The organism is Mesorhizobium sp. M0001 (assembly GCF_040324255.1).
In the GTDB taxonomy this organism is placed as follows: Bacteria; Pseudomonadota; Alphaproteobacteria; order Rhizobiales; family Rhizobiaceae; genus Mesorhizobium.
This window is the reverse complement of sequence record NZ_JAMYVS010000001.1, coordinates 478,024-492,712: the sequence shown is the minus strand read 5'-3', so window position 1 is coordinate 492,712 and position 14,689 is coordinate 478,024. Positions and strand designations below refer to the sequence as shown.

The window sequence follows — 14,689 nt, the reverse complement described above, 5'->3', positions numbered from 1 at the left end:
GTCAAATCAAGCCTTTGCTGCATGGACCAAAATATCAGCCACCGGCGTCGAAGGCAGCGCGCGCCTTGCGCACCGCACCATGGTTGAGTTCGGCCCACAGGATCAATTGATGCAAGGCGCCGAACATCGAACGGCCGAGATCGGTCAGGCTGTATTCGACGCTTGGCGGCTTGGTCGGGAACACTTCGCGATGAACAAAGCCGTCGCGCTGCAGATCGTGGAGCGTCTGGGTGAGCATGCGCTGCGAGATGTCGGGCACCAGGCGCCGCAACTCGCCGAAACGATAGGGCTGCTCGGCGAGCGCCGCCATCAGCAGCGAACTCCATTTGCCGTTCACGCCCTGCATCACGTCGCGAACCGGGCAATCGGCAATGTTTGCGCCATCGCTGGTGGCTTTGAATATATTGAGCTTGGTTCTCAGATTGACGACCTTGCCGTCCATGGCTGCTGGTTCCCTGGCGGTGCCTACCTCCCTAAAAACTGCCTTCTTTACGGTGGCCGGTCAATTCTTATTTTAGTGCTGGTCTCTTTTTGAGACTGTCAGAAGCACCCGCCACCCGGCGCAATTTCAGGATCCCCCATGACCGCAACCCTTCTCGTCACCGGCGCTTCCGGCCAGCTTGGCCGCGGCGTCATCAACCACCTGCTGGACACATTAAAGGTCCCCGCAAACCGCATCATCGCCGCCACCCGTACACCCGCCAACCTTGCCGATCTGGCGGCGCGCGGCGTCCTCGTCAGAGCCGCTGACTTCAACGACCCGCAATCGCTTGCCGAGGCCTTCGCGGGAGCCGACCGGGCACTCGTCATCTCGACCAACGAACTCGAGGTACAGGGGAAGCGGCGCGAGCAGCAGCTTGCGGCGGTGACGGCGGCCAAACAGGCTGGCGTCGGCCACCTGCTGTACACCTCGATGCCCAACCCCGAGCCTGGTTCGCCGGTTGTTTTCGCGCCCGACCACTACGACACCGAACAGGCGGTCAAGGCGAGCGGCATCCCCTACACGATATTCCGCAATGGCTGGTATAACGAGAACCTGTTCATGGCGTTGCCGCAGGCTCTGGCATCGGGTCAGTGGTACACCTCCGCCGGCGACGGCGCCATTTCCTACGGCACGCGTGACGATTTCGCGGCGGCGATCGCAGCGGGGCTCGCCTCGGACAGCAGCGAAAGCGCGACTTACACGCTGACCGGCCCCAGTGCGTATACGGCTGCCGAAGTGGCGGCGTTGGTCACCGAAGTCACCAGCAAGCCGATCCGGGTCATCCAGCTTTCCGACGAAGCCCTGACCGAGGGAATGAAGTCGGCCGGCCTGCCTGAACCCTTCGCCAAGGTGCTGGTGTCGTTCGACGCTGCCGCCCGCGCAGGTGACCTCGGCATGGTGACAGACGCGGTCGAAAAACTCTCCGGCCGAAAGTCGGTGCCGCTGAAGCAGTTTCTGGAGACGAACAAGGCTGCACTGGCCGGCTGAAAGCTGCCGTTGCGGGACGCCGAGCCCTTAAGGTTCGGCCTCCCGCACAATTACTTACGTCGCTTGACCAGTCCCAGCCGGATCAGGCTTTCGCCCGTGGCAATCAAAGCATCTTCGCGCGAGCGTGGCGCCCAGCCGAGCACGCGCACCGCCTTGGCGTTGGTGGCGTTCTTGATCTTGCCCAGTTCCGTTGCGAGTTGTGCCGCTTCCGGATTGAACAGCCCGATGATGCGCACCAGCCAATCGGGAAACTCCCGCGTCGAGACGCGCGACGCCGCCGGCCCGAGCCGCGTCTTCAGGGTCTGCGCGATCTCGCGGACCGTCATGAAATCGCCGGCGACAGCGAGGAACCGTTCGCCCTTGGCGGCGGGGTGGGTCATGGCGCGAACATGCAGATCCGCCACGTCGCGCGCGTCGACGACGCCGAAGGACAGGCGCGGCAGCCCAGGCACGGCGCCGTTCAGCATGCGCTGGACAAATTCGGTCGAGGTCGAATGGTCCGCGCCGAGCACCGGTCCAAAGATGCCAACGGGATTGACGACCGCAAGCTCCAGCGCGCCGCCCTGCTCGGCGATGAAATCCCAGGCCGCGCGCTCGGCGAGCGTCTTGGACTTCACATAGGCGCTGACCTTGCCTGCCGGATCGGTCCAGTTTTCCTCGTTGAAAGGCTGCCCATCCGCGCGCATCTTGCCATAGCCGACGGCCGCGAAGGATGAGGTGAGCACGACGCGCCTGACCCGGTATCCCGCGCCGCCCGCAGCACGCGCAACGCGCCCTCGCGCGCCGGAAGGATCAGGTCATCCTCATGCGTGGGCGCGCCGGGCGGAAAAGGTGATGCGACATGCAGCACGTAATCACAGCCGGCCACCGCCGCCGGCCAGCCTGCGTCGACCATCAGATCGGCATGGGCGAATGAAAGGGCGTCACCGGGCTCCGTGCCACCTGCCTTGAGCATGGCGAGCACATCGGCTTCGCGCCTCGCCGATCGCACGGAGGTGCGGACGCGGTAGCCGGCCTTCAACAGTTCGAGGATGCAGTGAGCGCCGAGGAAGCCGGACCCGCCGGTGACCAGCACCAATTCGCCGCTCATATTAGCCTCCTCGACGATTTATCCGTTCGAGACCCCTCAGATCGCCACCTGCGTGCCGATCTCGACCACACGTCCGGTCGGGATCTGGAAATACTCCGTCGCATCGGCCGCCGAGCGGGCGAGCCCGATGAACAGCTTGTCCTGCCACACCGGCATGCCGGAATTGGGCGATGCCTTGAGCGAGCGCCGCGACAGGAAGAACGACGTCGTCATGATGTCGAACTTCCAGCCCTGCTTGCGGCAGATCGCCAGCGCGCGCGGAATGTTGGGCTGCTCCATATAGCCGAAGGTCAGCGTCACCCGCATGAACAACTCGTTGACTGTCTCCATCTTGACCCGCTCGCTGTCGGGCACCAGCGGCTGCGGTGCGGTGACCACCGACAGAATGACGTTCTGCTCGTGCAGCACCTTGTAGTGCTTCAGGCTGTGCATCAGCGCTGTCGGCGCGCTTTGCGGATCGCTGGTCAGGAACACGGCGGTGCCGGACACCAGCTGCGGCTTCTTCTTCAGCAGATTGCCGGCGAGGAAATCGAGCGGGATTTCGTTGCGCCGGGTCTTGTCGAAGAGATAGCGGCTGCCGCGTATCCAGGTGGTCATGATCAGCCCCATGAGGCAGGCAACGGATATTGACACCCATCCGCCTTCCACGATCTTGACGACATTCGCCAGGAAGAAACCCATGTCGATGGTGCCGAACAGCAGCGCCAATGCCAGGGCGAGCCCAAGCTGCCATTTCCACAAATTGCGCATGACAACGAACAGCAGAATGGTTGTCATCAGCATCTCGCCGGTCACCGAAATTCCGTAAGCGGAAGCCAGCGAACTCGAGCTGCCGAAGCCGACAACCAGCAGCATCACTCCCATGGCGATGAGCAGGTTGACGCGCGGCATATAAATCTGGCCGCTCTGCATTTCGGACGTGTGCTGCACCTCGATGCGGGGCAGCAGGTTGAGTTGCACTGCCTGACGTGCCAGCGAAAAAGCACCCGAGATCACCGCCTGACTGGCGATCACGGTGGCGGCCGTTGCCAAGCCGACCATTGGCATCAGCGCCCAATCCGGCAACATCTCGAAGAATGGATTGGTCGGCCTGCCGCCATTCGCCAATACAAAGGCGCCCTGGCCGAAGTAGTTGAGCAGCAGGCAAGGAAACACCACGGAAAACCACGCGAGCACGATCGGCTTGCGCCCGAAATGTCCAAGGTCGACATAAAGCGCCTCGGCCCCCGTTACCGCCAGGAACACTGCACCAACGGTCACGAAAGCGGCGGTCGGGGTGCCGGCTAAGTAGGCGATCGCATAATACGGGTTGATCGCCAACAGCACCGAAGGATCATCCATCAGGTGGTAGAGCCCGGAAACGCCGATGGCCAGGAACCATAGCGCCGTCACCGGCCCGAATACTGCCGCCACCTTCCCCGTGCCGAAGCGCTGCACGGAGAACAGAAATGCCAGGATGACCAAGGTGATCGGAACGACATAGGCCTCCAGCGTCGGTGTCACCACTTCCAGGCCCTCAACTGCCGACAGCACGGAAATGGCCGGAGTTATGATAGCGTCTCCGAAAAAAAGCGACGCCCCGCAAAGTCCGATGCCGAGGATAAGCTTGGCGCCTTTTGGATAGGCGCTGCGCGCCAGCGCCATCAGGGACAGCGTGCCGCCCTCGCCCTTGTTGTCGGCGCGAAGCACGAAAGCGACGTATTTTATGGTGACGATAATCGTCAGCGCCCAGACGATCAGCGACAGCACGCCCAGGACATCTATACGCGTGTCGGTACCAGGCGAAGCGTGAAGCGCCTCGCGGAAGGCATAGATCGGGCTGGTGCCGATATCGCCATAGACGACGCCAAGCGCGCCCAGCATCAGAACTTTGGTGCTGTGCTGTTCAGTGTGGGAGTGGTTCGGTTGTTCGACGGGTTCAGCCTCGCTACCGATGCTGGAAAGAGCCATCGACTACTCCCCGATCACCGCGCGGTGCGCCTTGCTTGCTGTCATGCGATATCACCTTCGACACGAGCCTTCCACCGCTACCAACCGCAAGCCTTCAGAAACCGCCCCACCGTGCCGGCCATGCCATACTCCAACGCATCGGCTGTCAACCCGTGTCCGATAGACACTTCGGCCAATGCCGGAATGCGCTTTGCCAATGCCGGAAGGTTGTTCACCACCAGATCGTGCCCGGCATTGACCTGGAGCCCGGCGGCGACTGCGGCATCCGCGGTTTTTCCCAATCTTTCCAGCTCCTTCCGCGCCTTGGCGGAATCGGAATGGTAGCTGCCGTAGGGCCCGGTATAGAGCTCGATGCGGTCGGCGCCGGTGTCGCGCGCGGCATTGACGCCGGTGGGATCCGGATCGGAAAACAGCGACACGCGGAAGCCCCCTTTTTTCAGACGCTTGACGATCGGGTTAAGGAACGCCGCCTCGGCGGCAAAGTTCCAGCCATGGTCCGATGTCGCCTGCGCCGGATCGTCGGGCACCAGCGTCACCTGCTCCGGCTGGTGCCTTTCCACAAGCGCCAGAAAATCCTCGGTCGGGTAGCCCTCGATGTTGAATTCCGCCTTGGGAAACTCGTCGTCGATAAGCGCCCGGATCTCCGGCAGGTCGGAATGCCTGGTGTGGCGCTCGTCGGGCCGCGGATGAACCGTCAGCCCGTGCGCGCCGGCCGCCAACGCCAGGCGGCCGAGCCCGGTGACGCTGGGCCATGGCAGGTTGCGGCGGTTGCGCAGCATGGCGATGGCGTTGAGATTGACCGAGAGTTTCGCGGGCATGGCGTGAGGTCCGTTTGTTTGTGCAGCGCATCTATACTGCCTTTGATGGGAACAGACAGGGGCTTTCGGGTGTTCCAGTGATGACATCTGCTCGCAAGGGGGAACCCAGCCAATGAATTTTCTCCAGTCCGTGCCCGCAATCCGCCGCCTCGAAACCGACCGTGAGGACCTTTTCGCCATCGACGTCGTCGGCCATGTCTCTGCCGCCGACGGCGAAAATCTGTTCGGATTGCTGGAGGCTGCCTACGCGCTGCACCCGAGGATCGACGTCTTGGTGCGGCTGGTCGACCATGAGGGCGTCGACTGGATCGATATGGACGACGAGACGCTGAAACAAGGTACGGTTCATGCGCTAGAGCATATCGCCCGGTGCGCGACGATCGGTGAGCCCGACTGGATAGCGGATGCGCGGAACTTCCTTCCGGCTTCGCCACCCATCGAGTTCAGGCACTTCGCGGCCGAGGATGAAGCGGATGCCTGGCAATGGCTGGGTGCGACGCCACTCAGCCCTGCTGCGCCGGCTGCTACCTGACGCCGGCTATCTAACGCCAGCTATCCAACGCCAGCTATCTAACGATCGTCAGGCGCTCTGCCGCCCGCGTGATGGCGGTATAAAGCCAGCGCTGGCGGGTTTCCTTGAACGCCCAGCTCTCGTCGAACAGCACGACATCGTTCCACTGCGAACCCTGCGCCTTGTGCACGGTCAGCGCGTAGCCATAGTCGAAATCGTCAAAGCGCTTCTTCTGCTGCCAGGGGATATCGGCGTCCGGATCCTCGAAAGCCGACTTGAGCAGCTTGATCTTGGCGACGCCGCGGTCGGGATCGTCCTCCTCGGGCGAGACCAGAAGGTTGATGCCCGGCTTCACCGTTTCGCGCGACGAGGTCATTACCTTCCACAGCGAACCGTTGAGCAGGCCCTTGGCGGGGTCGTTGCGCAGGCAGACCAGCTTGTCTCCGGCCTGCGGATAATCGGCATTGAAACCCTTCAGCTCGCGCAGGCGCTGATTGTAGCGGCGGCGTGTGCGGTTGGTGCCGACCAACACCTGGTCCGCCTTCAGCACCAGCTCCTGGGTGACGTCCTCCTTGCCGATGACCTGCGCGGTGCCGTAGTCGCCACGCATGAACTCGCGGCCCTCGCGCACGTCGAGCGCCAGCTGGATGATCGGATTGTCGCGCGCCTGGCGGTGGATTTCGGTCAAGAGCACATCCGGCTCATGCTCGGTGAAAAAGCCGCCGCCCGAGATCGGCGGCAGCTGCGCCGGATCGCCAAGCACCAGGATCGGCGTGCCAAAACTCAGAAGGTCGCGGCCAAGCTGCTCGTCGACCATCGAGCATTCGTCGATGACCACCAGCTTCGCCCGTGAAATAGGACTTTGCCGATTGAGCGAGAAGGTCGGCGACATCGAGGTCTTGCCGGTCACCTCGTCCGACACCGATTCCTCGCCCTTCGGCCGGTAGATCAACGAATGGATGGTGCGGGCATTGACCGCGCCCTTGGAACGCAGCACCTGCGCCGCCTTGCCGGTGAAGGCGGCGAACTGCACCTGCCCGTCGACATGCTCGGCAAAATAGCGCGCCAGCGTGGTCTTGCCGGTGCCGGCATAGCCGAACAGCCGGAAGACCTGCGGCCGGCCCTCTTTCAGCCAGCGCGCCACCGCCTTCAACGCCTCATCCTGTTGGGGAGAGAATTCCATCGATTCGACAGACCGGATTCGCGAGAGAAAGACAAGCTTGGTGCCAACCACCGCTTAAAACGATGGGATTGCCTCACCTTCAACGGGACAAACTAGCAGGCGCAAATGCGAACGTAAAGTGAACATGCAAGCGGATAACGAACGATTTGAATTCAGGCATTTGAACCCAGATCGGGCAATGCCACTATCACGGACATGATCGAGATGCAGATCGGCGCAGACACCTATAAGCGAGGATATTGATGAGGTCGTTCGCAGACAGGCTGATCGGAAAGTCGATAAAGAAGATCGAAATCGGCGAACCTGGTTATGGCATCGTTGTCTCCTTGTCGGATGACGCAGGGTTCGCGATATATACCGAGGTCACGGCCTGTCTGAGTGACGAAAATGCCAGAACCATAGAACGTGTTACCATCAGCGACGAGCAAGTGATCCTCCACTTGGCTGACAACGACTTCGTCGCCATTTCCAAAAACCGTGGCCGCTTCGCCGTCGTTGAGGCGTTTGTCTATGGGGACGACGAAGGCATGGTCGTCGAAAATTAGTTGCATCGGCCGCCAGATTTCAAACACCAACCACAGGCGGACTATATGTTCGCGCCGCCGCCGCTACCTCTGGTCGGCCCGGGATCGTTCTCCAACAAAATCGGCTTGCCGTGCGGGGTTGCATGCGCGGCGCGTTCCCAGGCGGCGGCGAGCGTGTCGACGTCACTTTTTCCCGCGACGCCCTTGGCCTCCAGCAGCGTCTCCAGCGCAGCCAGCCAATGCTCGTAGTAGTCATGGCCGTCGCTTGCGGCGCCCGGCTTCTTCACTTGCGCCGACAGCGCATCGGCCCATTCGCTCCACGAAAACAGGCCCTTGTCATGCAGCGCCACCGTCATGGCGAAGGCTTCGGCCTGCCAGGGTTCGGCGAATACCGGTTCGTCCAGACCCGCCGGCAATGCACCTTCAGGCCGGCTCAAGATAGCTCTCCCAGGCATCGATCGAGACGGTCAGCGTCGGGTCGGCGCCCTCGCCCCAGATTTCCGAGCCATCGAAGACCACGGTATAGACCCATTGCGGGTTTTCACCGTTGCCATGCGCGTTGCTGTCGGGGAACACAAAACCGTCACGCACGGCCTCGACAACTCCGTGCTTGCCGCGCGCATAACGCGGCAGCCTCGTGTGGGCGGTGGGATTGAAATTCCTTGTCCGCACCGGGTCGCCGGCCTTGAAGCGCGGCGCCGTCTCGACCGGCCGGTCGCAGGGACTGCCCTTGGCCAGCACCGCCGGAACGTTTTCGGCCTTCAACACCCTTTTGGGCGTCGCCGCCGGATCGACCGCCCGACCCTCCGTCAGATCGCGCTCGCTGACGAAGCCATGGCGCTTCAGCAGCACCTCGAGCGCTTTGATCCAGATCTGGTAGTAGCTCGAGGAATAATAGACGGCCGGATGCACCGATTCCCTGGCGTGCCGGCTCTCGTCGATGTTCCAGGCGCCCATGGCGCCGGCGGTCAGCGTCACGCCCAGCGCCCGCCGCTCCCAGTCGGCATGGAAGTAAGGCTCGTTCCTTTCGGGCGCGACCGGCCCGAAACCCATCTGTCCACCTAGATCCTGCGGCCCGTTCATGCCGGTACCTTCTTTGTCCCGGGTTCTTTGGCCACCGCCGTGCCGATCATGGCATCGCGGCTGACCAGTTCGGCGAGTTGGTCCTCGCTCCAGCCTTCGGTACCGTCAGGCCGCATCGGCACCACGAGATAGCGCAGTTCGGCAGTCGAATCCCAGACGCGGATGTTTTTCTCCGCCGGCAAGGTCAGCCCGAACTCCTCCAGCACGCCGCGCGGATCGATCACGGCGCGCGAGCGATAGGGCGGCGCCTTGTACCAGACCGGCGGCAGGCCGAGCACCGACCACGGATAGCAGGAGCACAGCGTGCAGACGACGAGGTTGTGCGTCTCGTCCGTGTTGAACACCGCCTGCATGTGCTCGCCCTGGCGGCCGGTGTAGCCCAGCGAGGTGATCGCCGCAGTCGCGTCGCGCTTCAGCCACTCGGCAAAGGCCGGATCGCTCCAGGCTTTCGCCACCGCCCTGGCGCCGTTGCGCGGCCCGATCTTGGTCTCGTAGGTGTCGACGATGACGTCGATCGCCGCCGGATCGATCAGGCCTTTTTCGGTGAGGATGGTCTCCAGCGCGCGCACGCGCGCCGCAAACGGGTCGAGCTCATTGTCGTGGTCATGATCATGGGACATGACCTCAGATTAGGATCGGCGGCACGCGGCCGCAAGCATGACAGCTTGGGCCACGGACTATCGCCTATTCGGCGGCGGCCCTTTGCGGCTCGAGCCGATCCTCGGGAGCGAACAGCGAGGCCTGCTCGCCGCTCTCGACCGCATGCAGCTCCGGCCTGTTCTTTTTCGAAGAGAAGAAGCTCACCAGCCAGCCGGAGAAATTCTCGAAATAGACATAGATGACAGGGGTGACGAACAGCGTCAGCGCCTGCGACGCCAGGAGACCGCCAACCACCGCGACACCGAGCGGCTGGCGCAGCTCAGCACTGGCGCCGGTGCCGAGCGCGATCGGGAACGTGCCCATCAGCGCCGCCAACGTCGTCATCATGATCGGCCTGAAACGCATCAGGCACGCCTTGTGGATGGACTCCTTGGCCGACATGCCTTCTCGTCGCAGCTCCAGCGCGACGTCGACCATCATGATGCCGTTCTTCTTGACGATGCCGATCAGCATCAGGATGCCGATCACCGCGATCACCGACAGGTCCATGCCGGCAAGGCGCAGCGCGACCACCGCGCCCAGCACCGCCGAAGGCAGGCCGGTCAGGATGGTGAGCGGATGAATGAAGCTCTCATAGAGGATGCCGAGCACGATATAGATGGTCAGAATGGCGCCGCCGATCAGCAGGCCCTGATTGGCCAGCGAATCCTGGAAGGTCTTGGCGGTGCCGGCAAAGCTGGTCGAAATCGCCGGCGGCATGCCGATCTGCTCCTTCAGCGCGGCGATGCGGGCCGTGCTGTCGCCCAGCGCCACGCCTTGCGGCAGATTATAGGAGATGGTGACCGCCGGCAGCTGGCCGAGCTGGTTGACCGTCAGCGCGCCGGCGGTGCGGTCGACGCGGGCAAAGGCGCCGAGCGGCACCAGGCTGCCGCTTGCCGTCCTGACCTGGATGGCCAGCATGCGCTCGGGCGACCATTCGATGTTGGGATCGAGCTCCATGATGACTTCGTAGCTGTCGGCCGAGCCGAAGATCGTCGAGACCTGCTCCGTGCCGAAGCCGCCATAGAGGCTGGAGCGCAGCGTGTCGGTGTCGATGCCGAGCGACGCCGCCTTGTCGCGATCGACCACCAGCGTCGCCTGCAATGAATTGTTCTGCAAATCGCTGGTGACGTCGGTGAAATTCGCATGATCGGCCGCCATCGCATCGTTGAGCTTTTGCGCCCATGTGTCGGTCAGGCCGGTATCGAGGCCCTGAACGACGAGCTGGTAGGCGCTGGCGGAAGAACGCGCGCCAAGTCGCAGGTTCTGCACCGGCTGCATATAGGCATCGATCCCCGGCACGACGGCCAGCTGCCGCCGCAGATCCGACAGTACCTTATCGATGTCGGGGCGCTGGCTCTTGTCCTTCAGCTGCACATAGAGCTGGCCCTGGTTCAGCGCATTGTTGCCGCCGCCGGCTGACCAGGCCACATGCGAGACATAGGGCGAACGCGAGAAGACACTTGCCGCCTGGTTCTGCAGCTTGACCATGGCGTCGTAGGAGATGTCCTGCCTGGCGATCGTCGTCACCGAGATCTGGCCGATATCCTCTTGCGGGAAAAAGCCTTTCGGCGAGACCTCGATCAGCCAGACCGACCCTGCCGCCGTGCCGGCGAAGACGAGGAACACCAGAAAAGTGTGGCGCAGGCAGAAGGTCAAAAGCCGGTCATAGCCGCGGGTGACGATATCCTGCTTGTGGCCGGGGGCATGCTTGTCGCGATCGGCCTTGGTCACCGACAGCAAGCGCGAACACAGCATCGGCGTCAGTGTCAGCGACACGAACATCGAAGCCAGGATGGCGACCGTTACCACGACGGCGAATTCGTTGAAGATGCGGCCGATGACGCCGCCCATCAAAAGCACGGGGATGAACACCGCCACCAGCGAGATCGAGATCGAGATGATGGTGAAGCCGATCTCGCGCGCGCCTTTCAGCGAGGCATCGAAGGCCGAGAGACCGTCCTCCTCCATGTGGCGAAAGATGTTTTCCAGCATGACGATGGCGTCGTCGACGACGAGGCCGACTGCGAGCGTCAGGCCCATCAGCGAGATGTTGTCGATGGAAAAGCCGAACAGGAACATGGCGCCCAGCGTCGCGATCAGCGAAATCGGCACCGCCACGGCCGGAATGATGGTTGCGGTCACCCGGCGCAGGAAGACGAAGATCACCATCACCACCAAAGCGATGGTCAACAGCAGCGTGAACTGGACGTCGTCGACGGCCTGGCGGATCGAGGTCGAACGGTCGTTGAGCAGCTTGATGTCGGCGGCGGCCGGCATTTGGTCCTTGAACGACGGCAGCATCGCCTTGACCTTGTCGACGACGTCGACCGTGTTGGCGTCGGGCTGGCGCTGCACCGCCAGGATGATGGCGCGCGTGCCGTCGTACCAGCTTGCGGTCGTCGTGGTCTCGACCGAGTCGATGACGCGCGTCACCTCGCCCAGCCGCACCGGATGGCCGTTCTTGGTGGCGATGATGAGGTTGGAGAACCCGGCGGCATCGGTGAGCTGCGTGTTGGCCGTGATGGTCAGCTGCTGCTTGTCGTTCTGCAAGACCCCGAGCGGCGTGTTGGAATTGGCCGACGCGATTGCCGTCTGCAGCTGGTCGATCGAAATGCCGCGCGCCGCCAGCGCCGTCGGGTCGATCTGCACGCGCACCGCATATTTCTGCTGGCCGAAGATCGACACCTGCGCCACGCCGTCGATGGTCGACAGCGAGGGCGAGATGACGTTTTCGGCGAAGGCGTCGAGGTCGGTGAGCGGAACCGTGTCGCTGACCAGCGACATCAAAAGGATCGGCGCGTCGGCCGGATTGACCTTGCGATAGCTCGGCGGCGCCGTCATCTCGGGCGGCAGCTGGCGCTGCGTGCGCGCGATCGCTGCCTGCACATCGGCGGCGGCAGCGTCGATATCCCTGTTGAGCACGAACTGGATGGCGATCGAGGTGCGTCCCAGCGAATTGCTGGTCGAGATCGAATCGATGCCGGCAATGGTGGCGAACTGCTTGATCAGCGGCGTCGCCACCGAAGTGGCCATGGTTTCGGGCGAAGCGCCGGCCAGGGTGGCCGAGACGTTGACGACCGGGAATTCGGCGCTCGGCAGCGCCGCCACCGGCAGGAACTTGTAGGCGAACAGCCCGCCCAGCACGAGGGCGAACGACATCAGCAGCGTGGCGACAGGCCTGCGTATGCAGAATTCGGAAATCATTGGGCAGCCGCCTTGCCGGCCTCGGCGACCTTGGGAGCAGCTTGATCACCGCCGGCCGCCTTGCCTTCGTGAATGGCGGCGCCGTCCTTCAGCCTGGTCTGGCCCTCGACCACCACCTTCTCGCCTGATTTGACGCCCTCGCTGATGGCGCTGTTTTCGCCTTCGGTCAGCGCCACCTGCACCGGTCGCATCTCGACCGTGTTGTCGGGCTTGACGACATAGACGAACGGTCCCTTTTGGCTGGGCTGCACGGCAACGGTCGGGATGGATGTCATCTGCGGCATGATGCCGGCGTCGAGCACGACATTCACATATTGGCCGGGCCACAGTGAAAGATCGGCGTTGGGAATGCTCGCCCGTGTCGCGATGGTGCCGGACGCGGTGTCGACGCTGGAATCGACGAAGTCGAGCGTGCCGTTGCCGATCGGCGTCGGATCGCCATCCTTGGTCAGCGTCACCGCGCCTTGCTGCGGGTTGGCCAGCGCCTTGTGCAGCAGCGCCAGGTTGCTCTCCGGCAGGTTGAAGTTGACTTGCAGCGGATCCATCTCGGTGATCGTCACCAGCGGCGTGGCCGTGCTCGAGTTGCCGTTGCTCAAGGTGACGAGGTCACCGACCGAAACGTTGACCGCGCCCAGCCGGCCGGCAATCGGCGCCTTGATGCTGGCAAAGCCGAGCTGGACATTGTCGGCGTCGATCGTCGCCTTGTCGGCATCGACCGTCGCCGCGGCAGCCTTTTGCGCCGCCACCGCCTGATCGTAAGTCTGCTGCGTGCCGGCCTGCTTGGCGACGAGATCCTTGGCGCGCTGAAGGTCGGAGCCCGAACTGGTTAGCAGCGCCTGGTCCTTGGCGAGCGTCGCCTGATCCTTGGCAAGCTGCGCCTTGAGCGCCCTGTCGTCGAGCGAGAACAGCAGGTCGCCGGCCTTCACCATCTGGCCGTCCCTGACGTCGATCGATACGATCTGGCTGGACACGCGGGCGTTGATGTTGACCACGGCCGGCGACGACACGAAGCCGATGGCGTAACGGCGGATCGGAAAATCGGCCGTTGTCGCGGTGGCCGAGACGATCGAGGCCGAACGGGCGGCATTGCCGCCGGCGCCGGATTTGCCCCCTGCCTTGTCGGCCGAAGCCTTGTCCGATCCAGCCGGCTTGTCCGCCGCTGCCGTCTGCCTGGCGCCCGGCAGCATCTGCTGCAGACTGCTCATCGCCGCCGGCGAAAAATAGACCCATGCCGCGGCGACACAGGCCGCTGCCACCACCACCGCCAGAACGACTTTACCGCGCATCGACTAAAAGCCCTATGATCCGACACGCCGAACCCGGTGGTCTCATTCTACGCAATCACGGCGCCTTGCCGCGATCTCGCCGAAGTAGATAGGACGCACATTTGTCGGAAAAGGGCCAAAACACGGCATTACGAAGATTTAATGTGCACTGCACAATGACTATGCAGCCGGCTCAGCAGTCGGAAAACCAGCCAGGATGCGGTTGAGATCTCAGGCGGGATGCGTCTATTTCAGCATCGGCCAGAGCGTCGCCGCCAAGAGCACGCCCATGGCGATGTTGAACCATTTCAGCCGCACCGGATCCGACAGGAACCCGCGCAGCGCTGTGCCGAAACCGGCCCACATCGAGACGCTCGGCAGGTTGACGACGGTGAAGGCGATCGCGATCAGCGCCACCGACAGGAACGGGTGGTCCGGATTGGAGTAGACGGCCATGGCGGTGATCGCCATCACCCAGGCTTTCGCATTGACCCACTGGAATGCGGCTGCCTCGATGAACCGCATCGGCCGTGCCTCCGTCTCACCCTTGCTGGACAGCGAGCGCGACATGGCGATCTTCCAGGCGAGATAGAGCAGATAGGCAGCGCCGGCGATCTTCAATCCGGTGTGCAAGGCCGGAAACGCCGTAAGCACCGCGCCCAGGCCAAAGCCGACAGCAAGCAACAGCACCAGGAAACCCATGCTGATGCCCAGCATATGCGGGATGGTTCTGACCAGGCCGAAATTCACGCCCGACGCCAAGAGCATGAGGTTGTTCGGCCCCGGCGTGATCGAGGTCACGAAGGCGTAGACCAAAAGGGCAAGGAAAGCGTCGAGGGTCATGACGGCTCACAAAGGTCAGCAATGCTGACTTAAATCGACAGAGCGCTGGACGCAACCTCATTCCATTGGTCCAAAGCGCTCCGCCGTGATCCGCCTATCCCGAGC

Annotated in this window: 13 protein-coding genes and 1 pseudogene; 3 read left to right on the top strand and 11 right to left on the bottom strand. The window is 63.1% G+C overall.

The genetic code is table 11. The annotated features are described in order from the left end of the window. Positions 1-34: 34 nt before the first annotated feature. Positions 35-442 (bottom strand): winged helix-turn-helix transcriptional regulator, encoded by a 408-nt coding sequence (locus NKK50_RS02310; protein WP_023690335.1) that lies wholly within the window; start codon positions 440-442, stop codon positions 35-37. Between the two features lie 138 nt (positions 443-580). On the opposite strand from NKK50_RS02310, the gene NKK50_RS02305 reads away from it, so the two are divergent. Continuing rightward, entirely contained in the window at positions 581-1,471 is an 891-nt protein-coding gene (locus NKK50_RS02305) for an SDR family oxidoreductase (RefSeq protein ID WP_023830145.1), read from the top strand. A 50-nt stretch (positions 1,472-1,521) separates the two neighbouring features. Here NKK50_RS02305 and NKK50_RS02300 read toward each other — a convergent pair. The 3 genes and pseudogenes from NKK50_RS02300 to NKK50_RS02290 form a co-directional block, all read right to left on the bottom strand. Then, positions 1,522-2,561 (bottom strand): annotated as a pseudogene (locus NKK50_RS02300) (SDR family oxidoreductase). A 36-nt stretch (positions 2,562-2,597) separates the two neighbouring features. Beyond that, positions 2,598-4,511, bottom strand: coding sequence for a potassium transporter Kup (locus NKK50_RS02295; protein ID WP_352519585.1), 1,914 nt, complete (start codon positions 4,509-4,511; stop codon positions 2,598-2,600). A gap of 77 nt (positions 4,512-4,588) precedes the next feature. Next, positions 4,589-5,329 carry a pyridoxine 5'-phosphate synthase gene (locus NKK50_RS02290; RefSeq protein WP_023714735.1) on the bottom strand — a complete coding sequence of 247 codons (741 nt, stop codon included), beginning with the start codon at positions 5,327-5,329 and terminating at the stop codon, positions 4,589-4,591. Positions 5,330-5,441: 112 nt separating this feature from the next. Here NKK50_RS02290 and NKK50_RS02285 point away from each other — a divergent pair, with 112 nt between their 5' ends. Further along, positions 5,442-5,861, top strand: coding sequence for a SpoIIAA family protein (locus tag NKK50_RS02285; protein WP_023682069.1), 420 nt, complete (start codon positions 5,442-5,444; stop codon positions 5,859-5,861). A gap of 34 nt (positions 5,862-5,895) precedes the next feature. Here NKK50_RS02285 and NKK50_RS02280 read toward each other — a convergent pair whose 3' ends face one another. After that, a complete protein-coding gene (locus tag NKK50_RS02280; protein WP_023668361.1) occupies positions 5,896-7,023 on the bottom strand; it encodes an ATP-dependent DNA helicase in 1,128 nt (375 codons plus the stop codon). A gap of 242 nt (positions 7,024-7,265) precedes the next feature. Between NKK50_RS02280 and NKK50_RS02275 the strand changes: the two genes are divergently transcribed. Continuing rightward, the gene (locus NKK50_RS02275) at positions 7,266-7,568 is read left to right on the top strand and encodes a hypothetical protein (protein WP_023714736.1); all 303 of its coding nucleotides are present in this window, start codon (positions 7,266-7,268) and stop codon (positions 7,566-7,568) included. A gap of 41 nt (positions 7,569-7,609) precedes the next feature. Here the strand turns inward: NKK50_RS02275 and NKK50_RS02270 are convergent, their stop codons facing one another. From NKK50_RS02270 to NKK50_RS02245, 6 genes are all read right to left on the bottom strand, one after another. After that, positions 7,610-7,984 (bottom strand): nitrile hydratase accessory protein, encoded by a 375-nt coding sequence (locus tag NKK50_RS02270; RefSeq protein ID WP_023714737.1) that lies wholly within the window; start codon positions 7,982-7,984, stop codon positions 7,610-7,612. After that, positions 7,971-8,630: a nitrile hydratase subunit beta gene (nthB, locus tag NKK50_RS02265; RefSeq protein ID WP_352543055.1), complete on the bottom strand. Its 660-nt coding sequence runs from the start codon at positions 8,628-8,630 to the stop codon at positions 7,971-7,973. Before nthB ends, NKK50_RS02270 begins: the two co-directional genes overlap by 14 nt. Further along, the gene (gene nthA, locus NKK50_RS02260; protein ID WP_023690920.1) at positions 8,627-9,250 is read right to left on the bottom strand and encodes a nitrile hydratase subunit alpha; all 624 of its coding nucleotides are present in this window, start codon (positions 9,248-9,250) and stop codon (positions 8,627-8,629) included. The genes nthB and nthA overlap by 4 nt, the downstream gene beginning before the upstream one ends. A gap of 64 nt (positions 9,251-9,314) precedes the next feature. Further along, entirely contained in the window at positions 9,315-12,476 is a 3,162-nt protein-coding gene (locus tag NKK50_RS02255) for an efflux RND transporter permease subunit (RefSeq protein ID WP_352543054.1), read from the bottom strand. Next, the gene (locus NKK50_RS02250) at positions 12,473-13,762 is read right to left on the bottom strand and encodes an efflux RND transporter periplasmic adaptor subunit (protein WP_023805518.1); all 1,290 of its coding nucleotides are present in this window, start codon (positions 13,760-13,762) and stop codon (positions 12,473-12,475) included. The genes NKK50_RS02255 and NKK50_RS02250 overlap by 4 nt, the downstream gene beginning before the upstream one ends. Positions 13,763-13,987: 225 nt before the next feature. Continuing rightward, positions 13,988-14,584 carry a LysE family translocator gene (locus tag NKK50_RS02245; RefSeq protein ID WP_023688075.1) on the bottom strand — a complete coding sequence of 199 codons (597 nt, stop codon included), beginning with the start codon at positions 14,582-14,584 and terminating at the stop codon, positions 13,988-13,990. Positions 14,585-14,689 lie beyond the last annotated feature (105 nt).